At 56.1% G+C, this 22,492-nt stretch carries 18 protein-coding genes; 9 read left to right on the top strand and 9 right to left on the bottom strand.

What is annotated here, in order from left to right; genetic code table 11:
* The first annotated feature begins 96 nt into the window (after positions 1 to 96).
* Complete coding sequence (dctA, locus tag ABIE11_RS17230; protein WP_100778496.1) at positions 97 to 1,383, top strand: C4-dicarboxylate transporter DctC; 1,287 nt, start codon at positions 97 to 99, stop codon at positions 1,381 to 1,383.
* Between the two features lie 224 nt (positions 1,384 to 1,607).
* The gene (locus ABIE11_RS17235; RefSeq protein WP_100778497.1) at positions 1,608 to 3,098 is read left to right on the top strand and encodes a M16 family metallopeptidase; all 1,491 of its coding nucleotides are present in this window, start codon (positions 1,608 to 1,610) and stop codon (positions 3,096 to 3,098) included.
* 74 nt (positions 3,099 to 3,172) lie between these two features.
* On the opposite strand, the gene ABIE11_RS17240 is transcribed toward ABIE11_RS17235, so the two are convergent.
* The gene (locus ABIE11_RS17240) at positions 3,173 to 4,102 is read right to left on the bottom strand and encodes a sugar kinase (protein ID WP_123429833.1); all 930 of its coding nucleotides are present in this window, start codon (positions 4,100 to 4,102) and stop codon (positions 3,173 to 3,175) included.
* Positions 4,103 to 4,333: 231 nt separating this feature from the next.
* Here ABIE11_RS17240 and pdeH point away from each other — a divergent pair, with 231 nt between their 5' ends.
* Positions 4,334 to 5,107, top strand: a complete 774-nt coding sequence (gene pdeH / locus ABIE11_RS17245; RefSeq protein ID WP_100778499.1) for a cyclic-guanylate-specific phosphodiesterase — start codon at positions 4,334 to 4,336, stop codon at positions 5,105 to 5,107.
* A gap of 122 nt (positions 5,108 to 5,229) precedes the next feature.
* A complete protein-coding gene (locus ABIE11_RS17250) occupies positions 5,230 to 7,290 on the top strand; it encodes an AsmA family protein (protein WP_123429832.1) in 2,061 nt (686 codons plus the stop codon).
* Between the two features lie 87 nt (positions 7,291 to 7,377).
* Here ABIE11_RS17250 and ABIE11_RS17255 read toward each other — a convergent pair whose 3' ends face one another.
* The 3 genes from ABIE11_RS17255 to ABIE11_RS17265 all read right to left on the bottom strand — a co-directional run bounded on the left by ABIE11_RS17255 (position 7,378) and on the right by ABIE11_RS17265 (position 10,952).
* Positions 7,378 to 8,700, bottom strand: coding sequence for an MFS transporter (locus ABIE11_RS17255; RefSeq protein ID WP_100778501.1), 1,323 nt, complete (start codon positions 8,698 to 8,700; stop codon positions 7,378 to 7,380).
* Between the two features lie 274 nt (positions 8,701 to 8,974).
* The gene (yhjD, locus tag ABIE11_RS17260; RefSeq protein WP_107704219.1) at positions 8,975 to 10,000 is read right to left on the bottom strand and encodes an inner membrane protein YhjD; all 1,026 of its coding nucleotides are present in this window, start codon (positions 9,998 to 10,000) and stop codon (positions 8,975 to 8,977) included.
* Between the two features lie 52 nt (positions 10,001 to 10,052).
* Positions 10,053 to 10,952 (bottom strand): LysR family transcriptional regulator, encoded by a 900-nt coding sequence (locus ABIE11_RS17265; RefSeq protein WP_100778502.1) that lies wholly within the window; start codon positions 10,950 to 10,952, stop codon positions 10,053 to 10,055.
* Positions 10,953 to 11,071: 119 nt separating this feature from the next.
* Here ABIE11_RS17265 and ABIE11_RS17270 point away from each other — a divergent pair, with 119 nt between their 5' ends.
* Positions 11,072 to 11,830: an SDR family NAD(P)-dependent oxidoreductase gene (locus ABIE11_RS17270; protein WP_429184962.1), complete on the top strand. Its 759-nt coding sequence runs from the start codon at positions 11,072 to 11,074 to the stop codon at positions 11,828 to 11,830.
* A 4-nt stretch (positions 11,831 to 11,834) separates the two neighbouring features.
* Here ABIE11_RS17270 and ABIE11_RS17275 read toward each other — a convergent pair whose 3' ends face one another.
* Entirely contained in the window at positions 11,835 to 12,374 is a 540-nt protein-coding gene (locus tag ABIE11_RS17275) for a GNAT family N-acetyltransferase (RefSeq protein ID WP_181826989.1), read from the bottom strand.
* 148 nt (positions 12,375 to 12,522) lie between these two features.
* Between ABIE11_RS17275 and ABIE11_RS17280 the strand changes: the two genes are divergently transcribed.
* Positions 12,523 to 14,118, top strand: coding sequence for an STY4199 family HEPN domain-containing protein (locus tag ABIE11_RS17280; protein WP_100778505.1), 1,596 nt, complete (start codon positions 12,523 to 12,525; stop codon positions 14,116 to 14,118).
* Between the two features lie 40 nt (positions 14,119 to 14,158).
* Here the strand turns inward: ABIE11_RS17280 and ABIE11_RS17285 are convergent, their stop codons facing one another.
* The 3 genes from ABIE11_RS17285 to ABIE11_RS17295 form a co-directional block, all read right to left on the bottom strand.
* Positions 14,159 to 15,808, bottom strand: coding sequence for an alpha,alpha-trehalase (locus tag ABIE11_RS17285; RefSeq protein WP_314523848.1), 1,650 nt, complete (start codon positions 15,806 to 15,808; stop codon positions 14,159 to 14,161).
* A 278-nt stretch (positions 15,809 to 16,086) separates the two neighbouring features.
* Positions 16,087 to 17,439 (bottom strand): glutathione-disulfide reductase, encoded by a 1,353-nt coding sequence (gene gorA, locus ABIE11_RS17290; RefSeq protein ID WP_129034747.1) that lies wholly within the window; start codon positions 17,437 to 17,439, stop codon positions 16,087 to 16,089.
* Positions 17,440 to 17,510: 71 nt separating this feature from the next.
* A complete protein-coding gene (locus ABIE11_RS17295; RefSeq protein ID WP_100778508.1) occupies positions 17,511 to 18,353 on the bottom strand; it encodes a 23S rRNA (adenine(2030)-N(6))-methyltransferase RlmJ in 843 nt (280 codons plus the stop codon).
* Positions 18,354 to 18,537: 184 nt separating this feature from the next.
* On the opposite strand from ABIE11_RS17295, the gene prlC reads away from it, so the two are divergent.
* Positions 18,538 to 20,580, top strand: coding sequence for an oligopeptidase A (prlC, locus tag ABIE11_RS17300; protein ID WP_100778509.1), 2,043 nt, complete (start codon positions 18,538 to 18,540; stop codon positions 20,578 to 20,580).
* An 8-nt stretch (positions 20,581 to 20,588) separates the two neighbouring features.
* Positions 20,589 to 21,341, top strand: a complete 753-nt coding sequence (gene rsmJ, locus ABIE11_RS17305) for a 16S rRNA (guanine(1516)-N(2))-methyltransferase RsmJ (RefSeq protein ID WP_429184964.1) — start codon at positions 20,589 to 20,591, stop codon at positions 21,339 to 21,341.
* Between the two features lie 85 nt (positions 21,342 to 21,426).
* On the opposite strand, the gene uspA is transcribed toward rsmJ, so the two are convergent.
* Entirely contained in the window at positions 21,427 to 21,864 is a 438-nt protein-coding gene (uspA, locus tag ABIE11_RS17310; RefSeq protein ID WP_003861223.1) for a universal stress protein UspA, read from the bottom strand.
* Positions 21,865 to 22,146: 282 nt separating this feature from the next.
* Between uspA and uspB the strand changes: the two genes are divergently transcribed.
* Entirely contained in the window at positions 22,147 to 22,482 is a 336-nt protein-coding gene (gene uspB, locus ABIE11_RS17315) for a universal stress protein UspB (RefSeq protein ID WP_095283811.1), read from the top strand.
* Positions 22,483 to 22,492 lie beyond the last annotated feature (10 nt).

Raw genomic sequence — 22,492 nt, forward strand, 5'->3', positions numbered from 1 at the left:
AAGTTCATTTCTGTCATGTTTTACGGGTGTTATTTTAAAGCCGCAGGAAAGTTGTACCCATAAGAATCCTGTGGTTTTTCTTTCCAAGGACACCCTATGAAAACCTCTCTCTTTAAAAGCCTTTACTTTCAGGTCCTGACAGCGATTGCCATCGGTATTCTGCTTGGCCATTTCTACCCTGAACTGGGCGCTCAAATGAAACCGCTTGGCGACGCGTTCGTTAAGCTCATTAAAATGATCATCGCGCCCGTTATCTTCTGTACCGTGGTGACCGGTATCGCTGGCATGGAAAGCATGAAGGCGGTAGGCCGGACCGGTGCGGTGGCGCTGCTGTACTTTGAAGTGGTCAGTACGATTGCGCTGATTATCGGCCTGATTATTGTCAACGTCGTGCAGCCGGGCGCGGGGATGAACGTCGATCCTTCGACGCTGGATGCGAAAGCGGTCGCCGTTTACGCCGAGCAGGCCAAAGACCAGGGCATCGTCGCCTTCCTGCTGGATGTCATTCCCGGCAGCGTGATTGGCGCCTTCGCCAGCGGGAATATCCTGCAGGTGCTGCTGTTCGCCGTGCTGTTTGGTTTTGCCCTGCATCGCCTGGGCAGCAAAGGGCAGCTGATTTTCAACGTAATCGAAAGCTTCTCGCAGGTGATTTTCGGCATCATCAATATGATCATGCGCCTGGCACCCATCGGGGCGTTCGGGGCGATGGCCTTTACCATCGGTAAATATGGCGTCGGCACCCTGGTGCAGCTCGGCCAGTTGATCATCTGCTTCTATATCACCTGTATTCTGTTTGTGGTCGTGGTGCTGGGCAGTATTGCGCGCGCGACGGGCTTCAGTATTTTCAAATTTATCCGCTACATCCGCGAAGAGCTGCTGATTGTGCTGGGGACATCGTCCTCCGAATCCGCACTGCCGCGTATGCTCGATAAAATGGAAAAACTGGGCTGCCGTAAATCGGTGGTGGGGCTGGTCATTCCGACGGGGTACTCGTTTAACCTCGACGGAACGTCGATATACCTGACTATGGCGGCGGTGTTTATCGCCCAGGCGACCAACAGCCACATGGATATCTTCCATCAGATCACCTTGCTGGTGGTGCTACTGCTCTCCTCGAAAGGGGCGGCGGGCGTGACGGGCAGCGGGTTTATCGTGCTGGCGGCGACCATCTCGGCGGTAGGGCATCTTCCGGTGGCGGGCCTGGCGCTCATTCTCGGCATCGACCGCTTTATGTCCGAAGCCCGCGCCCTGACTAACCTGGTGGGTAACGGTGTTGCCACGGTGGTGGTGGCGAAATGGGTGAAAGAGCTGGACCATAAAAAACTCGACGATACGCTGAATAATCGCGTGCCAGAGAGCAAATCCCACGGTTTATCCTCATAAATTCAGCACTTATGCCCGCTCACCCTTGTCGGGGAGCGGGCTCCTGCGCATAATAACTGCTCATACCTGTCATACTTCGACAAGATTTTTTTCGGGTATATTTCACTTCTCGCCGTGACGTTTCGCAGAACACGCGGTCTAATCGAAGTGTTTGAACGTTATCTTCAGAGTGCTCAATGTAGTGAGACACTCTTTTTAACCAGGAATGTTGATCAGGGGTTTACATGCAGGGCACAAAAATTCGACTCTTAACCGGCGGTTTGCTGATGATGGCAGCAGCCAGTTATGTGCAGGCAGATACGCTCCAGCCCGACCCAGCCTGGCAGCAGGGCACACTGGCGAATGGTTTTCAGTGGCAGGTTTTAGCCACTCCGCAACGTCCCAGTGACCGCATCGAAATTCGTCTTTCCGTCAATACCGGTTCATTAACCGAGAGCACGCAGCAGAGCGGGCTTAGCCATTTTATTCCTCGACTGGCGCTGACCCAAAGCGGCAGTTTGCAAGCCGTGCAGGTGCGTTCACTGTGGCAGCAGGGCATCGACCCGAAACGTCCCCTTCCACCTGCAGTTGTCTCCTACGACTACACCATGTTTAATCTCAGCCTGCCCAACAACCGTAACGACCTTCTGAAAGAGGCCCTGACGTGGCTGGGCGATACCGCCGGTAAAGTGGCGATCACCCCCGATACGGTCAACTATGCCCTGAGCAACAGCGACATGGTGGCGACCTGGCCTGCGGATACCAAAGACGGCTGGTGGCGTTACCGCCTGAAAGGCTCATCGCTGCTGGGACACGATCCGGCAGAGCCGGTCAAACAGCCGGTGGATATCGAGCAGGTTAAATCGTTTTATCAAAAATGGTACACCCCGGATGCGATGACCCTGATTGTGGTCGGCAACGTCGACAGCCGCGCGGTGATCGAACAGATTGGCAAAACCTTTGGCGATCTGAAGGGTAAGCGCGAAGTGCCTGCGCCGGTTTCAACGCTGGCCCCGCTGCGTGCCGAGCCGGTGAGCATCATGACCGACTCCGTGCGTCAGGACCGTCTGTCGCTGATGTGGGACACACCATGGCAGCCGATTCGTGAATCCGCCGCGCTGCTGCGCTACTGGCGTGCCGATCTCGCCCGTGAAGCGCTGTTCTGGCATGTTCAGCAGACCCTGAGCAAAAACAATGCGAAGGATATCGGGATTGGCTTCGACTGCCGCGTGCTGTTCCAGCGCGGACAGTGTGCGATCAACGTGGAGTCGCCAAACGACAAACTGAACACGAATCTCAGCGTTGTCGCCAAAGAGCTGGCCAAAGTGCGTAAAGATGGCCTGGGCGAAGAAGAGTTCAACGCGCTGGTGGCGCAGAAGAATCTGGAGCTGCAAAAACTGTTTGCAACCTACGCCCGCACTGACACGGATATCCTGATCAGCCAGCGCATTCGCTCCCTGCAAAATCAGGTGGTGGATATCGCGCCGGAGCAGTATCAGAAACTGCGCCAGGACTTCCTGAACAGCCTGACCGTTGAGATGATTAATCAGGATCTGCGTCAGCAGTTGTCGCAAGATATGGCGCTTGTTCTGCTGCAGCCGAAAGGCGAGCCGGAATACAACATGAAAGAGCTACAGGCCACCTGGGATGAGATCATGTCGCACGAAGAGCGTACGGCTCAGCCTGCGGCCGATGATTTGCATCAGGATGCGACGGATATTCCGCAAGCGCAGTAATGGCGAAAAGATAATAAAACGGCAACCCAGGGTTGCCGTTTTTTTTGTTTGTCAGCCGGGTGTCGTGCACGAACTCAGTCAGGCATCGCCTCGCGCGGGATAATCGCCCCGCGATACTGAATCACTGTACTGGCCGTCAGATGTCCGCGTTTTGCGGCTTCCGAAGGGGTACCACCCGTCAGGCGCACGGCCAGATATCCGGCGCTGAACGAATCGCCCGCCGCCGTGGTATCCACCACTTTTTCTTTCGCCAGTTTCACCGCAGGGACGTCCACCACGGCAGCACCTGCCACAGAGACCAGGCAGGAATCTGCGCCACGCTTAATCACCACTTCCGACACACCGGCCTGATGCGTACGAGCAATCACGTCGTCGACCGGCTTTTCGCCCCACAGGGCATCTTCGTCATCGAGGGTTAAGAACGCGATATCGGTGCAGTTCAGCATCTGCTGATAAACCTGCTGCGTCTCTTCGCGACTCGCCCACAGGCGCGGACGGTAGTTGTTATCGAAAATGACTTTCCCGCCGTTCGCGCGGCATTCGTGGAGCAGGGAGAGCAGTTTTTCGCGGCTGGATGGGCTTAAGATCGCAAGGCTGATTCCGCTCAGGTAGAGATAATCATAGGTCGCCAGCTCTTCGCAGATGGCCGCAGATTCGTCGCTCTCCAGCCAGAATTTGGCTGCGGCTTCGTTGCGCCAGTAGTAGAACGTGCGCTCGCCGGTGCTGTCGGTCTCGATGTAGTACAGCCCCGGAAGACGGTTTTCCATACGCTGAATCAGCGACGTCTGGACGTTTTCACTCTGCCAGGCTTCCAGCATCTGCTGGCTGAAGCTGTCGGTACCGAGTGCGGTCACATAGTTGACTGTCAGCGCGTCAGGGGCGACCTGACGGGCAATATAGACCGAAGTATTCAACGTATCGCCACCAAAACCGCGGCTAACGTCCGCACCTTTTTGTGACAGCTCAATCATGCATTCGCCAATCACGGCAATTTTTTTAGACATAGTCGTGAACCTGAACCGATAAATTAATGTAAGTGTGCGCTGTGGGGATTTTATGGTCAACTATATTAAAACGTCGTTCCAAATTTTTTTTTGAGCCAGCGCGCGTTCCGGGCAGATTCTGTCATCTTAATTTCATTTTCCCCGCCAGCTGAACATAAAGTTCTCACATCCCGGGCCGATAACCTTTTGACGAGTCCAGACACGTCATCTCTTTTCAACAGGACATCTGAAATGAAGTCAGAGCAGGTTATCCAGCGGCTATGCACCACTCCGGAAGCAAGTATTGAAAGCTTGCAGGAGCATCGCTATTGGCTGCAATGTGAGCGTGCTTATACTTATCAGCCGATTTACCGCATTGACGGCAGACTCATGGCAATTGAAATCTTAACTGTCGTGACCCACCCGTCGAATCCCACGCAGCGCATCGCCCCGGATCGCTATTTCGCCGAGGTGAGCGTACGTCAGCGTCTGGATGTGCTGGAAGAGCAGCTCGAAATGCTGGGGACGAAACGGGACTTTTTCGCTCGCCACGACATTCTGGCGTCGGTGAACGTCGACGGCCCGACGCTGATCGCGCTGCGTCAGAACCCGCAACTGCAGAAACTGGTCGCCTCGCTGCCGTGGATGCGCTTTGAGCTGGTCGAGCACGTGCGCCTGCCGCAGGACTCTTCCTTTGCCTCGATGTGCGAGTTTGGCCCCCTGTGGCTGGATGATTTCGGCACGGGCATGGCGAACTTCTCTGCGTTAAGCGAAGTACGCTACGACTACATCAAAGTGGCCCGCGACCTGTTCATCATGCTGCGCCAGACCCAGGAAGGCCGCAATTTGTTCACGCTGCTATTGCAGCTGATGAATCGCTATTGCCAGGGCGTGATTGTCGAAGGCGTCGAAACGCTCGAAGAGTGGCGGGATGTGCAGAACTCTCCCGCAGCGGCCGCACAGGGGTATTTCCTCTCACGTCCGGTACCAATGGATACGCTCGATAACGTCATTATCACGTTGTAACCTCTGCTGTTTCCCAGAATAGCGCGTGGCGAACACGCGCTATTCCCGGAAGCAGCGTCCCCCTTTTTTCCCATGCCTGAGCTATATTCATGAAAGGCAAGGTAATAAAAAAGGGGATAACGATGTCCAAAACCACCAGGATCGTCACCTGGGTAGCAGGGATCTTCTTGTTGTTGATTGTGGTCGCCATCATCATCATCGCGACGTTCGACTGGAACCGCCTCAAACCGACCATCAACCAGAAAGTCTCCACTGAACTGAACCGGCCTTTCGCCATTCGCGGCGATCTCGGTGTGGTCTGGGAGCGTCAGAAAGACGAAACGGGCTGGCGCAGCTGGGTGCCCTGGCCGCACGTTCATGCCAACGATATTATTCTCGGCAACCCGCCCGATATTCCGGAAGTCACCATGGTCCACCTGCCGCGCGTGGAAGCGACGCTGGCACCGTTAGCGCTGCTGACGAAAACCGTCTATCTCCCGTGGATCAAACTGCAACAGCCCGACGCGCGGCTGATTCGCCTGTCAGAGAAGAACAACAACTGGACCTTTAATCTGGCCAGCAGCGGTGAGAAAGATCCCAATGCGCCGCCGTCGGCCTGGTCTTTCCGGCTGGATAATATTCTGTTCGATCGCGGTCGGATCGCCATCGATGACAAAGTCAGCAAAGCGGATATTGAGATCCTTGTCGATCCGCTGGGCAAACCGCTGCCGTTCAGCGAAGTCACCGGCACCAAAGGCAAAGACGAGAAAACCCGCGTGGGCGATTACGTCTTTGGCCTGAAGGCGAAAGGGCGCTACAACGAGCAACCTCTCACCGGGACCGGCAAAATTGGCGGCGTACTGGCGCTGCGCAGTGAAGGAACACCGTTCCCGGTGCAGGCGGATTTCCGCTCGGGCAACACCCGTGTGGCGTTTGTCGGCACGGTACATGACCCGATGAAAATGGGCGGCGTCGATTTGCAGCTCAAATTCTCCGGTGATTCGCTCGGCGAGCTGTACGACTTAACCGGCGTCCTGCTCCCGGATACGCCACCGTTTGAGACGGACGGGCGGCTGGTCGCCAAAATCGATACGGAAAAATCGTCGGTCTTTGATTACCGCAATTTTAATGGCCGTATCGGTGACAGCGACATTCACGGCTCGCTCGCTTATACCACTGGCAAACCGCGCCCGAAACTGGAAGGTGACGTGGAATCGCGCCAGCTGCGCCTCGCCGATCTCGGGCCGCTGATTGGCGTCGATTCGGGTAAAGGCGCTCAGCAATCCAAACGCTCTGAGCAGAAGAAAGGCGAGAAAGACATTCAGCCGTCGGACAAAGTGCTGCCGTACGACCGCTTTGAAACCGACAAATGGGACGTTATGGACGCCGATGTGCGCTTCAAAGGGCGCAAAATTGAGCACGGCAGCACGCTGCCGATAAGCGACCTCTCGACCCATATCATCCTTAAAAACGCCGATCTGCGCCTGCAGCCGCTGAAATTCGGGCTGGCGGGCGGGACCATCTCCTCCAACATTCACCTCGAAGGCGATAAAAAGCCGATGCAGGGGCGGGCCGATATTCAGGCGCGCAGGCTGAAGCTGAAACAGCTGATGCCGAACGTGGAGCTGATGCAGAAAACCCTCGGTGAAATGAACGGTGATGCGGATATTCGTGGGGTGGGGAACTCCATCGCGGCGCTGCTCGGCAGCAGCAACGGGAATCTCAAACTGCTGATGAATGACGGCCTGGTGAGCCGCAACCTGATGGAGATCCTCGGGCTGAACGTCGGTAACTTTATCATCGGGCAGATTTTTGGTGATGATGAAGTGCGGGTGAACTGCGCGGCGGCCAATCTGGATCTGGTCAACGGCGTGGCGCGTCCGCAGATATTTGCCTTCGATACGGAAAATGCGGTGATCAACGTAACGGGGACGGCGAGCATGGCCTCGGAGCAGCTGGATTTAACCATCGATCCGGAGAGTAAAGGCTTCCGTATTATTACCCTGCGTTCACCGCTTTATGTGCGCGGTTCGTTCAAAAATCCACAGGCGGGTGTCAAAGCCGGGCCGTTGATTGCGCGCGGCGCTGTCGCGGCAGCGCTGGCAACGCTTGTCACGCCAGCGGCGGCTCTGCTGGCACTGATTTCGCCGTCAGAAGGTGACACCAATCAGTGTCGGACGATTTTGTCGCAGATGAAAAAGTAACGAGGCGTGTGATGTTCTCAACCAGCCCTCTCCCGAATAAGAGAGGGTGAACAGAAAAAAACGGCAACCCGAGGTTGCCGTTTTTATTTATAACGACTGATGCCGCGTTTCGTGCGTCAACAGCAGCGCAATCAGCGTTAGCCCTGCCATCGCCGCCAGATATACGCCCACGTAGAACAGCCCATAGTTCGCCTGCAGCCAGGTGGCGATATACGGCGCGACAGAGGCACCCAGAATCGATGACACGTTATAGGAGAACGACGCGCCGGTGTAACGCACTTCGGTCGGGAAAAGCTCCGGCAGCAGCGCCCCCATCGGGCCAAAGGTCAGCCCCATCAGGCTCAAACCAATCAGTAAGTAAGCCATCACCAGCGCCGGACTACCGGAACCCAGCAGCGGTGGGAAGACGAACAGTGCGAAGAGAATAATCAGCGACGTAATCACGATCATGCTCGAGCGACGGCCAAATTTATCCGCCAGCAGCCCGGCGATCGGCACCATCACGCCGAAACCGATCACCGCCATCATCAGCATCCACAGCACTTCATTGCGCGGCAGACCAAGGCCCACGGGGGCTGCTGCGGTACTGAAGGTCATGGAGTAGACCGTCATAATATAAAACAGCGTATAGGTCGCCAGCATAATGAAGGTGCCGAGTACCGTCACGCGAAGGTGTTTGGTCAGCAGCGTGCCCAGCGGGATTTTTACCTGCTTTTTCGCCGCCGCGACTTTGGCGAACACCGGCGTCTCATGCAGGGAAACGCGCACATACAGGCCGATCAGCACCAGCACTGCCGAGAAGATAAACGGAATACGCCAGCCCCAGCTCATGAACTGCTCGTCGGTCAGCAGCCAGGAGAGCAGCAGGAAGGTGCCGTTCGCGAAGAAGAAGCCAATCGGCGCGCCCAATTGTGGGAAAGAGCCGTACAGCGCGCGTTTACGCGGTGGCGCATTTTCTGTCGCCAGCAGCGCCGCGCCGCCCCACTCACCGCCAAGCCCCAGGCCCTGACCAAAACGCGCCAGCGCCAGCAGCATCGGTGCCAGAATACCGATTGTTTCGTAGGTCGGCAGCAGGCCAATCGCTACGGTAGAAATCCCCATCGTCAGCAGCGACGCTACCAGCGTCACTTTACGCCCGACGCGGTCGCCAAAGTGTCCGAAGACCGCCGAACCAATCGGGCGGGCGATAAAGGCGATGGCGAACGTAGCCAGCGATTGCAGCGTTGCAGCCGTCGGATCACCCTGCGGGAAGAAGATATGCGGAAAAACGATGACCGCGGCGGTCGCGTAAATATAGAAATCGAAGAATTCGATAGCGGTGCCAATCAGAGAGGCAACGACGACTTTATTACGCGAGTTTACCGGCGTGCTTTCCGGTTCTGAATCGAGAGTTGTGGCTGTGGCTTGCATAAAATTTTCTTATTGTTTGGTCTGACGAAAGGCCATATTACGCATAGCAAAAGCGACATTTCAATCTGTAACAAGGGCGCGACGCGGTGAGAAAAGCAGCAAAAAGCGGATAATATTCAGGCTGACGAAATACCTTCCATGAAATGCTTCACAGAATTCAAATATCAGTCGATAAAACTGGTTTTTGGTTAAATAAAAGTTACAGGCTGGATTTATATGCTGAAATGGTGAATCGGGCTGAAACTTTGCATTCTTATTCAGCCCGATACGCCGTTTAGCGGTGAGTTTTGCCCGGCATTCGCGGGTCGTCTTTGTATTCGGCAGTGGCAATCCACGCGGCGCAGAACAGCGTCAGACGGGCGAAGAAGTAGAAGAACGCCATAAGACCGAGGACCGAGCCAAACGCCGCGCCAGACGGGGATTTCACCAGCGACGGCAGGGTGTAAGTCATCACGATCTTAATCACTTCAAAGCCAATCGCGGCGATAAAGGTCCCACGGATCAGCGCTTTCTTGCGCGGACGGTGGCGCGGTAATCGCCAGAAGATCCAGAAGAACAGCAGATAGTTGGCAAAAATGGAGATCGCCAGACCAATCAGCCGCCAGGCGGGTTTCAGCCAGTCGATGTAATCCAGATAGAGCGCTGAAATGATCATCTGCTGCGCGGAACCGGCGACAGAGGTGATCGACAGCGTCACAACGAGGGCAACCAGCAGGCCAATCAGCGACACGAAATCGCGGAAATACTTAATCCAGATTTTCTCCTGATCCTGCGGCTTGCGCTCCCAGACGTCGCGCGACTGGGCGCGAATCGCCTCGCGCAGATTCCCCATCCAGTTGATACCGGAATAGAGGGCAATCAGCAGCCCGACAATCCCCACGGTGGTACGCTGCTGCACCGCAGTGTTGATGGTGCTTTTCAGGGTGCCGGCCAGCGTCGGGTCGCTCACGTTAACCAGAATCTTGTTGAAGATGTCCTGCAAGAGCGTCGGGTGCGAGGCGAGGACAAAACCCGCCGCCGCAAATGACACCATCATAATCGGGATCATCGACAGGAAGGAGAAGTAGGTAATGGCCGCACCAAACTGGTTGCCCATGCGGTCGTTGAAGCGCTCTGCGGCGCGGATCAGGTGCGCAACCATCGGACGGCGCTGAATCTTTTGCGCGGTTCCGGTGACGGTCTCCAGCGCTTTGGTGGCTTTAGCAGCTGAGGGGCTTTTTTGCGGCTCAGATTCCATCTTTTTGATGGGTTCGTATTCCAGTTCTTGAGTGGGTCGTTGCGGGTTGTTTTCCGGCGTCACGCGCATTTTCCTTTTTTCGTTTGGCGGGAATTTATTGAATTATAGCTCGCGACTAATCAACGTAAGCTTTCATTATCGTCGTCAGCCATTCCATGAACAGATGAACCCGCCGCGAGAGATTGCGACGATGCGGGTAAATCAGCGAAACCGGCATCGGTTCGGCGCGATATTGCGGCAGGATCTCGACCATTTTTTTGGCCTTTAGCGCCTCGCGCACGCCGACGCGCGGCACTTGAATAATCCCCAGTCCGGCAAGACAAGCCGCGTGGTAGGTCTCGGTGCTGTTAACCGTTAAAATGCCGCCGGTCTTCACCCACTGAGTGGCATCGCCGTTATAAAACTCGAAACCTTGCGGGCGGGTACCCAGATTCAGCGCGTAATGAATCACCGCGTGGGAAGCCAGATCGTCCAGCGTCTCCGGATAGCCAAAACGCGCCAGATAGTCCGGGCTGGCGCAGTTAATGATCGACAGTTTACCCAGCGAGCGGGCGATTAAGCCCGAATCCTTCAGCGTGCCGACGCGTACCACGCAGTCAAATCCTTCACGGATGACATCGACCATCCGATCGCTGCTGCTTAATTCCAGCTCAATGCCGGGGTACTGCTGTAAAAAAGCGGGCAGTTTTGGGATGACTAAATTTCGCGCAACGCCAACGGGCATATCGACGCGCAATCGTCCGCTGATGCTGGTGGGATCATGCTGGAAAAGACCGTCCAGTTCGTCGAGGTTTGCCAGCAGATCTTTTGCCCGTTCGTAATAGACCATGCCGTCCTGCGTAAGGCTGACGCGGCGTGTCGTGCGGTGCAAAAGCTGAGTACCGAGCAGGTTCTCCAGTGCCTGAATCTGGCGCGATACGCTACCTTTAGGAAGACCCAGTGTGTCCGCGGCGCGAGAAAAACTCTCCAGTTCCGCCACGCGGATGAAAAGCTGCATTGCGTGAATTTTATCCATAGGCTGCGCTCATTATTGTTATTAATGAAACAGTGAAGCGTTTTTGACCCTCTTTATTGATTTTCTATCACCTAATAAGCTCTTTCTCAATCGCCATATCAAACGAAACGAGGTTTCTCATGAGTGAACGTATTGCATTAGTGACAGGTGGCAGCCGTGGGCTGGGGAAAAACGCGGCGCTGAAGCTGGCTGCGAAGGGAACCGGAATCATCCTGACTTACCAGAGCAGCCAGAAAGAGGCGCAGGATGTTGTGCGCGAAATTGAATTAAAAGGGGTGAAAGCGGTGGCATTGCAGCTGAACGTCGGGGATACCTCGACCTTCGAACGTTTTGTCGCTGAAGTCCGCTCCCAGCTTAAACATGTGTGGCAGCGCGATACCTTCGATTATTTATTAAACAACGCCGGAACCGGGTTATATGCCCCGTTTGCAGAGACCACCGAAGCGCAGTTTGATGACGCCCTGAACGTCCATTTCAAAGGCCCGTTCTTCCTGACCCAGCGCTTGTTGCCGCTGATTAAAGACGGCGGGCGCATCCTGAACGTCTCCAGCGGCCTGGCGCGCTTTGCGCAGCCTGGCTCCAGCACCTATGCGGCAATGAAAGGGGCGATGGAAGTGCTGACGCGCTATCAGGCCAAAGAGTTAGGCGCGCATAAAATCACGGCCAATATTATCGCGCCGGGTGCGATTGAAACCGATTTTGGCGGCGGGCGAGTGCGCGATAATGCCCAAATCAATCAGATGGTGGCGTCGAACACCGCCCTTGGACGCGTCGGGCTGCCGGATGACATCGGTGATGCTATCGCCGCGTTGCTGAGCGATGAGCTGGGCTGGATGAACGCGCAGCGCATCGAAGTTTCAGGCGGGATGTTCCTGTAAATCGTTAACGGCGCTGAGCGGAATATTCATGTTTTAAGAGACTGAATATCCAGTCGTTTTGCCAGCGCTCAGCAAGCCAGTAGTTTTCACGCAACTCGCCTTCCAGCACAAAGCCCGTTTTTTCCAGCAGGGCGCGGGAGGCGAGGTTGCCCACCGTCACCGTGGCGGTGAGACGGCGAATTCCCCCCTCATTAAACGCGTAATCACACACGGCGCGCAGCGACTCATATCCGTAGCCTTTCCCCTGTGCGTGTGGGTCGAAAATAAATCCCACTTCGGCGCAATCATTATCTCTGTGAATATATCCGGTGGCGCCCAGCGGCGTTTGGCTGGCGGTGTCGCGCACGATAAGGCACATCCAGTGCGCGCTGCCTGGTTCCCACGGCTGGAGGCGTGGCTCAAAAGCCTCACGGATCACCGCAATAGGGCGCTTTTCGGCGATAAATCGCATCACATCGGGGTTTTGTTGCAGCGACAGGTAAAACGGCCAGTCCTGCTCCTCAACGGGCGAGCATGTCAGACGCGAAGTGGTGAGTACCGGCATTCGAATTCTCCCATAACTATTTTCAATGATTATAGAGCTGTCACTTTATTTCTCCATAATCTCAGTTATGGTTTAACAGCACATAAATAAAAGAAAAAATTGCCTTTAAGGCCAGCTTATTCTGCTTTGTAGTACGTTAAGGAAAATGATGACATCGGGTACTTCACACCACATCCGTGAACAATTTGAACAGTGTATTGGCATTATTCGCCACGCCTCCGTGGAGATCTTGCTGCTGCTGGATGTTCACGTCTCTGAAGGGAAAGATCCACGCTGGTTCCTGGAACAGCTCGATAATGCCCGCCTGGGTCTGGGCGGATGGGGACCGGTAGCAAAACGGCTGAATCTGAATGACGCCGAAATGTCGGAATTCACGCTCCAGTTACGCCTTTTGCAGCAGCGCGTTCCGCAATATGAAAGCGGCCAGGACGTCAGCCAGAACCAGCTAATTGCCGCCATGCGTTTCGTCACGGCGCTGGAGCATCTGCGGTTGCAGCAGCCGCTGCTGGGCTACAACACCGACCTGGCGCCAGGCAATGAATCCCTGCAATTGCAGGCGCATAAGCAGGTGCGCGCTCTTGAGCTGATGATTAAATCCTTGATTATGCAGGCGTGGCCCGATCCGGTGCGGCTCAATAACCATCTGAAAACCCTCTTCAATGCCGACCGGGTCCGGCGCTGGCTGAAGAACAGCGAACGCAACGATGTGCTGAGCGGTATGCTGTTCAGCGAAATGGCGCAGATGCTGGTGGATAAGAAAGAATTTAGCCGCTACTACTCGTCGCTGTTTAATGACCGCACGAATCTGACGTTGCTCGTTGAGCCGCGTAAAACCCTGCAGACTTTCCTCGATGATATCCGCCAGATCCGCAATATGCTGACCGTGCAGCAGGCGCTCAGCTCGGCGCAACTTCTGCTGCTCGATAATTACTATGCCCAGATAGCGGGGCCGATTCAGCGGGCGTTTGAAGAGGGGCGCACGCGCATCAACCCGACAGGGCTGATGGCGGTCGATGCCAGCGAACTGCACAGCTTCTGGGAAAATGCGCAGAAAATGGATCGGCAGACCGGCGGCGATCTGTTTGAAATTCGCGACAGCATTGAAAAACCGACGCAACGCACGCCGCGCACGCCTGAACAGCGCGATCAGCTGATCTCTAGCGCGCTGTGGGGCGCTGTGGGGGTGATGGTGCTCGCGATTATTGCAGGCGGAGTGTGGCTGGTGACCAGCGGCACACCTTCGTCGGCGGCGGCGAATGTCAGCCCCGAGCCGCAGCAGGTGGCGAAAGAGATGCGCGAAGCCCCGTCCTCACGGGAAAAATTGACCCGTATGGGCGTGACCTGGGATGAGAACAATTTCCGCTCGGCCATCGATCGCAACGACACGCGTGCGGCGCTGCTGTTCCTGCAGGGCGGGATGGACTGGAAGCTGGCCTGGACCGAGCAGGCGATGTCCGCCGGGTACGATGATGTGCTTGAGGTATTGCTGCGCTATCGCCTGCAAATGGTAGAGCAGAAACCGTGCCGTCGGTTTATTGCCACGCTTAGCCATGCGATGTCGAACGGGGAGGCGATGACCTCTATGCGCAAGCAATATCTTCAGGCGTTCTGTACGGTGCCCGCAGTCGTGCAGCGTCAGAAATATGAAGCCGACCAGGCTAAGCGACGTGCTCAGGCGCAGCCGGATGCCAGCAGCAAAAAATGGCAGTCTATTCAGACCGCCATTTATGATGTGATTCGGTAAACCGGCTCCTGCGGCCCTCTCCCGAAAGGGGGAGGGGAAATCACGGTTCGCCGTACAACCCAATCAACCGTCTCACCACGCCGTTGGTCCAGCCAAAACCATCCTGCAACGGATATTCGCCCCCGCCACCTTCGCGCGGGGTGCTGCTGGCGATGTGATATTTCTCGATCAGCTTGTGGTGCGTTTTATAGAAATGATTCACCGTTTGCAGCCAGCTCCAGGCGATCTCATCGCCAAGCGAATCATTGCCGTACTGCTTAAATCCCTGAATCGCCATCCACTGTAGCGGCGCCCAGCCGTTCGGTTTATCCCACTGCTCGCCCGTTTCGTGTTCAGTGGCGAGTATCCCGCCCGGCGTCAGCAGGCGCGCTTTCACCGTATCGGCCAGCCGGTCGGCCTGTTCGTGGGTAGACATCCCAACGTACAACGGCACAATGCTGGCGGCAGAGAACAGCCCCATCTCTTCCCGACGCCAGTCGTAATCGCGATAACAGCCGTTTTCGTCGTCCCACAGGAAGCGGTTCACGGCGGCGCGGCGGTCATTCGCTTTCTGGCGGAAGGCGGTTTCGGTCTCTTTGTCGCCTTTTGCGGCGGAGATGTTGGCGATAGCGCTTTCCAGCTTGAACAGGAACGCATTCAGATCGATAGGGATAAACTGTGTGGTGCGAATGCTGGCGAGACGCCCTGCATCGCGCAGCCAGCGGGAGGAGTAGTCCCAGCCCGACGCCGCGCCTGCGCGCAGATCCCGATAGACTTCGTTTGGTGGTCGCCCCGAATGTTTGGCCGTTTCCACGTCTTCTATCCAGGACTCGTCACGCGGCGTGTCGCGGTCGTCCCAGTAGCGGTTGAGCAGCGAGCCGTCCGGCATGCGCACCACGTGGCGATAGGCCTGATTCAGCACCAGCGATTCCGAGCCATCCATCCAGAAGGCATACTCCATCAGCAGGTGGTCCAGATAACGTTTCGCCCCGCGCACGCCGTCCTCTTCGAACAGCTCAACCATCAGGGCAAAGACCGGCGGCTGCGAGCGGCTGAGATAATAGGTGCGATTCCCGTTAGGAATATGGCCGTAACGTTCAATCATCCACGCAAAGTTGTCGGCCATACACTTGAGCAGGTCGTTGCGCCCGCTCTCCGCCAGCCCGAGCATGGTGAAATAGGAGTCCCAATAGTAGGTCTCGCTAAAACGCCCGCCGGGGACGATGTACGCCTGTGGCAGCGCCAGCAGGGACGACCACGGAATATGGTCCTGCGGCTCGCGCGTCAACACGGGCCACAGATTATCAATGTGCTCTTTCAGCGAAAGACTCGGGTCGGAGACATACTCAGTGGTCAGCGACTCGGGCATCCAGAAGTGGTTTTCGACAAAGCGCTTCAGGTCGAAATCCCGGTGGCGTCGCACCTTACGGTAGCGAATAAGGATATCGAGCGGATCCATTTTTGGCGCGCAGTCGGGGAAGGTTTTGCTATCAGCAAACAGACGCGTCGACTGAACGTGTTCAAAGAGTTCTAGATAGCGATCGGCAGGCGTGAGCGCGTCAGACGCGGGCAGCCCTTCGATCATTTCGGGTTCCGGTTCCGCCTCGATCATCTCATCCAGTTTCAACTCGCAGGGATCGGTTTCGTAGCGAATCTCTTCCGCAATCTCGAACTCGACGATATCTGCAGCGTGTAATTTCTGGTTGAACATGGTGGTTAGGACCTCCGGTTTGCGTCGTCACACATACGGGTGTTTCCCGGGCATCTTCTAAGCTTAGACACTCGCTTCGGTGTGTGAAGGACGAAGTGTGCGGTGGATCACGTTTTGCTTTATCGCCTGGTTTGAGTAAATCAGGGATATCTGTTTGATTTTTCGGTTTTTAATCGCACTGATAATCGCGAGAGGCGCCAGAGAAATTCAGAGCATTCGTTTTGCAACGATTTATGAATGATCAAACAAAATGCCCCTCGGGAGAGGGGCATTGGGGATTAACGCATGGTGACAAACTCTTCCGCCGCGGTCGGGTGGATCGCTACGGTATTGTCGAAGTCTTTCTTGGTAGCACCCATTTTCAGCGCCACCGCGAAGCCCTGCAGGATTTCATCCATGCCGAAGCCGATGCCGTGGATCCCGACGATTTTCTCTTCCGGGCCGACGCACACCAGTTTCATGCGGCACGGCTGGCGGTGAGAGGTGACTGCGGTGTACATCGCCGTAAAGGACGATTTATACACTTTCACCTGGTCGTCGCCGTGCAGCTCGCGCGCCTGCGGCTCGGTTAAACCGACGGTGCCGATTGGCGGGTGGCTGAAGACCACGGTCGGGATATTGCTGTAATCCAGATGCTCGTCCGGCTTGTTGTTGAACAGACGCTCGGACAGGCGACGGCCAGCGGCGACGGCAACCGGCGTCAGCTCGACCGCACCGGTGTTATCACCGACCGCATAAATTCCTGGAACACTGGTGTTCTGGAACTTATCGACAACGATGTAGCCTTTGTCGTTGGTTTTCACGCCGGTCACGGCCAGGTTGAAATTGTCATTCGCCGGTTCACGGCCAATCGCCCAGATCAGGCAGTCGACGGTCTGGCTGCGGCCATCTTCCAGCTCCAGCGTCAGGCTGCCGTCGGCGTTTTTCACCACCGCTTTTGGCACGGCGTTGGTGTGCAGTTTTGGCCCTTCGGCGTTCATCACTTCAACCAGCGTCTCTACGATCAGCGGATCAAAGCTGCGCAGCGGCGCGTGTTTACGCACGAACAGGTGCGCTTCGGCGCCCAGGCCGTTAATCACGCCTGCCAGTTCAACGGCGATGTAACCCGCACCCACAACTGCCACGCGTTTTGGCAGCGCAGGCAGTTCGAAGAAACCGTCGGAGTCGATACCGTATTCCACGCCCGGAATGTCCGGGTGGCTCGGACGGCCGCCGGTGGCGATCAGGATATGATCGGCAGTGATCGTCTCGCCGTTCACTTCGATCGTTTTTGCATCGACGAAACGCGCAAAGCCACGGATCACATCGACATTGTTTTTGCCCAGCACGTTGTCATACGAAGTATGGATGCGGTCAATGTAGGCGGTACGGCTGGCAATCAGCTTGTCCCAGTCGAAATGATTGAGGGTGGTGTCGAAACCGTAATCCGGGCCGTACATATGGATGGCCTCGCGGATTTGCGCGGCGTGCCACATCACTTTTTTCGGTACACAACCGACGTTCACGCAGGTGCCGCCCAGCTCTTTGGCTTCAATCAGCGCACATTTTTGGCCGTACATGGCTGCACGGTTAATAGAGGCGATACCGCCACTGCCGCCGCCAATGGCGATGTAGTCATAATGCTTGCTCATGGGTCATATCCTTAATTTCTGATTGCCGCGATTGTATACCTGAAATCAATAGGTTCCACCGATGGCTGCGATTACTCAGGCACGATCCAGCTGACGGTCGCGTGGCCATGACCACTCGGCACCAGCGTTTTGTGCAGCCACGGCAGCACGTTGTTCATTTGCGCTTCGAGCTTCCACGGCGGGTTGATCACGATCATCCCGGACGCGGTCATGCCGCGCTGATCGCTGTCCGGACGCACCGCCAGTTCGATCTGCATGATTTTGCGGATACCGGTCGCTTCCAGCTCTTTGATCATACGTTTGATTTGTGCGCGCAGGACCACCGGATACCACAGGGCATAGGTGCCGGTCGCGAAGCGTTTGTAGCCTTCGTTGATGCCGGTCACAACGGCCTGATAGTCGGTTTTAATTTCATACGGCGGGTCGATGAGCACCAAACCGCGACGGGAGACCGGCGGCAGTTTGGATTTCAGCTGCTGGTAGCCGTCGGCTTTTTCCACGCGTGCGCGGTCATCCTTCTGGAACTCGGAACGCAGCAGCGGGAAATCGCTCGGGTGCAGCTCAGTCAGCTGGAGGCTGTCCTGCTCGCGCAGCAGCTGGCGCGCAATCAGCGGCGAGCCAGGGTAGTAGCGCAGCTGGCCGCTGCGGTTGAAATGGTTCACCACGCTGATGTACGGCTCCAGCTCAGCCGGAAGATCGTCCTGCTGCCAGATGCGGGCGATACCTTCCAGATATTCCCCGGTGCGCTCCGCGTGCTGGCTGCTGAGCTGGTAGCGGCCCGCGCCCGCGTGGGTGTCCAGATAGAGAAACGGCTTATCTTTCTCTTTCAGAGATTCAATAATCAGACTCTGAACAGTGTGCTTGAGGACATCGGCGTGGTTGCCCGCGTGGAAGCTGTGGCGATAACTGAGCATGGGTAAAGGTGTTCCAGGTAATAAACGATTTGCCACAGTTTACAGCAGAACGCTGCAGATTACCCGTAGGCCCGGTAAGTGCAGCGCCTGGCATTGAAATTCACTACACTTATCCCCATTACAGAAACAATATGCCCAGCGCCGGATGCGCGCTTCATTCACCTCATTCAACAGGACAGCGCTTATGACCAATCCATTACTCACGCCTTTTTCGTTGCCGCCCTTTTCTAAAATCCTCCCTGAACACGTTGTCCCGGCTGTAACTCAGTCGCTGGATAATTGTCGCGAGGCGGTAGAGCGAGTGGTCGCGCAGGGCGCGCCGTACACCTGGGATAACCTGTGCCAGCGCCTGGCGGAAGTGGATGACGTACTGGGTCGCATTTTCTCGCCGGTGAGCCATCTTAATTCGGTGAAAAACAGCCCGGAACTGCGCGAAGCCTATGAACAAACCCTGCCGCTGCTCTCTGAGTACAGCACCTGGGTCGGCCAGCACGAAGGGTTGTATAACGCCTATCGCGATCTGCGCGACGGCGAAAACTACGCAAAACTGGATACTGCCCAGAAGAAAGCGGTCGATAACGCGCTGCGTGATTTTGAGCTGTCAGGCATTGGCCTGCCAAAAGAGAAACAGCAGCGCTACGGCGAAATCGCTGCGCGTCTGTCTGAGCTAGGCAACCAGTACAGCAACAACGTACTCGACGCCACCATGGGCTGGTCAAAACTGATCACCGATGAAGCCGAGCTGGCAGGTATGCCGGAAAGCGCGCTGGCCGCCGCCAAAGCGCAGGCCGAAGCGAAAGAGCAGGAAGGCTATCTGCTGACGCTGGATATCCCGAGCTATCTGCCGGTGATGACGTACTGCGATAACCAGGCGCTGCGTGAAGAGCTCTACCGCGCGTACAGCACCCGCGCCTCTGACCAGGGGCCGAACGCCGGTAAATGGGATAACAGCCCGGTAATGGCCGAAATCCTCGCCCTGCGCCACGAGCTGGCGCAACTGCTGGGCTTCGACAGCTACGCCGAAAAATCCCTCGCCACCAAAATGGCGGAAAACCCACAGCAGGTACTTGATTTCTTAACCGATCTGGCAAAACGCGCGCGTCCACAGGGTGAAAAAGAGCTGGCCCAGCTGCGCGCATTCGCTAAAGCGGAGTGCGGCGTTGATGAGCTGCAGCCGTGGGATATCGCCTACTACAGCGAAAAACAGAAACAGCACCTCTACAGCATCAGCGACGAGCAGCTGCGCCCGTACTTCCCGGAAAGCAAAGCCGTGAACGGCCTGTTCGAAGTGGTGAAACGCATTTACGGCATTACCGCAAAAGAGCGTCACGACGTGGAAGTGTGGCACCCGGAAGTGCGGTTCTTCGAGCTGTACGATGAGAAAAACGAGCTGCGCGGTAGTTTCTATCTGGATCTGTATGCGCGAGAAAACAAACGTGGCGGCGCGTGGATGGACGACTGCGTCGGCCAGATGCGTAAAGCGGACGGCTCGCTGCAAAAACCGGTCGCCTACCTGACCTGTAACTTCAACCGTCCGGTAAACGGTAAACCGGCGCTGTTCACGCATGACGAAGTGATCACTCTGTTCCATGAATTCGGTCACGGCCTGCACCATATGCTGACCCGTATCGAAGCAGCGGGCGTTTCTGGCATCAGCGGTGTGCCGTGGGATGCCGTCGAGCTGCCGAGCCAGTTCATGGAAAACTGGTGCTGGGAGCCGGACGCACTGGCGTTTATCTCCGGTCACTACGAAACCGGCGAACCGCTGCCGAAAGCGTTGCTGGATAAAATGCTGGCGGCGAAAAACTACCAGGCAGCGATGTTTATCCTGCGTCAGCTAGAGTTCGGTCTGTTCGATTTCCGTCTGCACGCCGAGTTCAGCCCGGAGCAGGGCGCGAAAATCCTCGAAACCCTCGGCGAAATCAAGAAGCAGGTGGCGCTCATTCCGGGTCCATCGTGGGGCCGTTTCCCGCATGCCTTCAGCCATATCTTCGCGGGCGGTTATGCGGCGGGTTACTACAGCTACCTGTGGGCCGACGTTCTGGCAGCCGATGCGTTCTCTCGCTTCGAAGAAGAGGGGATTTTCAACCGCGATACCGGTCAGTCGTTCCTGGATAACATCCTGACGCGCGGCGGTTCCGAAGAGCCGATGGAGCTGTTCAAACGCTTCCGTGGCCGCGAGCCGCAGCTCGATGCGATGCTGGAACATTACGGAATCAAAGGCTAATCGCGTTCGTGAAAATTTGTTTAATAGATGAAACAGGCGCCGGAGACGGCGCCTTATCTGTTCTGACCGCCCGCTGGGGGCTTGAACACGATGCCGATAATCTGATGGCGCTGGTGATGACGCCGGAACATCTGGAACTGCGCAAATGCGATGAGCCAAAGCTTGGCGGGATCTTTGTCGATTTTGTTGGCGGTGCGATGGCGCATCGCCGCAAGTTTGGCGGCGGTCGCGGTGAAGCGGTGGCGAAGGCGGTCGGCGTGAAGGGCAGCTATCTGCCGGATGTGGTGGACGCGACGGCAGGGCTGGGGCGCGATGCCTTTGTGCTGGCGTCTATTGGCTGCCGTGTGCGGATGCTTGAGCGAAACCCGGTGGTCGCTGCACTCCTTGACGATGGACTGGCGCGTGGCTATGCCGACCCGGAGATAGGCCCATGGTTGCAGGAGCGCCTGCAGCTGATCCACGCCTCCAGCCTGACGGCGCTTACAGATATCACGCCGCGCCCGCAGGTGGTCTATCTCGATCCGATGTTCCCGCATAAGCAGAAGAGTGCGCTGGTAAAGAAAGAGATGCGCGTGTTTCAGTCGCTGGTGGGACCGGATCTGGATGCGGATGGATTGCTTGAACCCGCACGCCTGCTGGCGACCAAACGGGTGGTGGTGAAGCGCCCGGACTACGCACCGCCGCTGGCGGATGTGGCAACCACCAACGCGGTGGTCACGAAGGGGCATCGGTTTGATATTTATTCGGGCACGCCAGAATAACAAAGCCCGGTGACGTTTACGCTCACCGGGCTACACATCTGATCATCGGCCGGGCAAACGCTAGCGCCGCCCGGCAATGTCAAACTTACTCGTCTTCTTCATCTCGCAGCGGAACAATCAGCATATCCACGTGGACGGTGTTGATCAGCTGGCGCGCGGAGGACATCAGTTTGCTCCAGAAATCCTGGTGATGGCCGCATACGACCAGGTCCATATCGTATTTCTTAATCGCATCGACCAGCACCTGACCCAGATCGCCGCTGCCGCTGAGGGTTTCGGTGATCGGATAGCCTGCGTTGGTGGAGAGCTCAGACAGCGCGTGGTGAGTCTCTTCGGAGATGCGTTTTTGCATATCGCCAAGATTGACGTCGATAAGACCGGTGTAGAGATCGGAGTAATTCACATCAACGTGAATCAAAGAAACTTTCGCGTTGTATGGGCGTGCCATGGATACCGCTTTATCAACCAGCACTTTGCTCTCCGGGGAGAGGTCTACCGCGATGAGAATGTGTTTGTAAGCCATAGTGTTACTCCTTCCTTAAGTTATCGATGACTATCAGGTAAGCCGTCGCCTTTATGTCTTCATTACGGCCCAGTTCAACAAATTTTTCAAGCTTTGGTGTTGATAACGATTAACCTTGTGGCAAAAAAATTAACGGATCTCCTACACTATTTAATGAGCCGTTCGGATATTAAAACGTGAACCCGATCGACTTTCGTCATTCTTTCACTGATCTGTCTGTCAGGGCATTGGGGTGCGGTTGTCCAGAGGCCTTGCTTCGTGGGCGGGCGCCGGGGAGGAAGTATGATTAGCACCGTCGCATTGTTTTGGGCGTTATGTGTGGTTTGCATAGTGAATATGGCGCGTTATTTCTCATCGTTACGCGCGCTGTTAGTGGTACTTCGTGGTTGCGATCCGTTGCTTTATCAGTATGTGGATGGTGGAGGCTTCTTCACGTCGCATGGACAGCCCAGCAAACAGATGCGTCTGGTGTGGTATATCTACGCCCAGCGCTATCGCGATCATCATGACGACGAATTTATCCGTCGCTGTGAGCGCTTGCGTCGTCAGTTCATTTTAACCAGCGCCCTTTGCGGGCTGGTGGTGGTGAGTATGGTGGCGCTGGTCATCTGGCATTAAGCCAAAAAAA

Origin of the sequence: Lelliottia sp. 489 (genome assembly GCF_050435885.1) — a bacterium.
Lineage (GTDB): Bacteria > Pseudomonadota > Gammaproteobacteria > Enterobacterales > Enterobacteriaceae > Enterobacter > Enterobacter nimipressuralis.

Coding starts and splice junctions, on each gene's coding strand:
- ABIE11_RS17285 (WP_314523848.1), bottom strand. CDS start 15,808: ATGTTCAACCAGAAATTACACGCTGCAGATATCGTCGAGTTCGAGATT.
- ABIE11_RS17295 (WP_100778508.1), bottom strand. CDS start 18,353: ATGCTCAGTTATCGCCACAGCTTCCACGCGGGCAACCACGCCGATGTC.
- prlC (WP_100778509.1), top strand. CDS start 18,538: ATGACCAATCCATTACTCACGCCTTTTTCGTTGCCGCCCTTTTCTAAA.
- uspA (WP_003861223.1), bottom strand. CDS start 21,864: ATGGCTTACAAACACATTCTCATCGCGGTAGACCTCTCCCCGGAGAGC.
- ABIE11_RS17280 (WP_100778505.1), top strand. CDS start 12,523: ATGACATCGGGTACTTCACACCACATCCGTGAACAATTTGAACAGTGT.
- ABIE11_RS17255 (WP_100778501.1), bottom strand. CDS start 8,700: ATGCAAGCCACAGCCACAACTCTCGATTCAGAACCGGAAAGCACGCCG.
- uspB (WP_095283811.1), top strand. CDS start 22,147: ATGATTAGCACCGTCGCATTGTTTTGGGCGTTATGTGTGGTTTGCATA.
- ABIE11_RS17250 (WP_123429832.1), top strand. CDS start 5,230: ATGTCCAAAACCACCAGGATCGTCACCTGGGTAGCAGGGATCTTCTTG.
- dctA (WP_100778496.1), top strand. CDS start 97: ATGAAAACCTCTCTCTTTAAAAGCCTTTACTTTCAGGTCCTGACAGCG.
- ABIE11_RS17265 (WP_100778502.1), bottom strand. CDS start 10,952: ATGGATAAAATTCACGCAATGCAGCTTTTCATCCGCGTGGCGGAACTG.
- ABIE11_RS17235 (WP_100778497.1), top strand. CDS start 1,608: ATGCAGGGCACAAAAATTCGACTCTTAACCGGCGGTTTGCTGATGATG.
- pdeH (WP_100778499.1), top strand. CDS start 4,334: ATGAAGTCAGAGCAGGTTATCCAGCGGCTATGCACCACTCCGGAAGCA.
- ABIE11_RS17240 (WP_123429833.1), bottom strand. CDS start 4,102: ATGTCTAAAAAAATTGCCGTGATTGGCGAATGCATGATTGAGCTGTCA.
- ABIE11_RS17275 (WP_181826989.1), bottom strand. CDS start 12,374: ATGCCGGTACTCACCACTTCGCGTCTGACATGCTCGCCCGTTGAGGAG.
- gorA (WP_129034747.1), bottom strand. CDS start 17,439: ATGAGCAAGCATTATGACTACATCGCCATTGGCGGCGGCAGTGGCGGT.
- ABIE11_RS17270 (WP_429184962.1), top strand. CDS start 11,072: ATGAGTGAACGTATTGCATTAGTGACAGGTGGCAGCCGTGGGCTGGGG.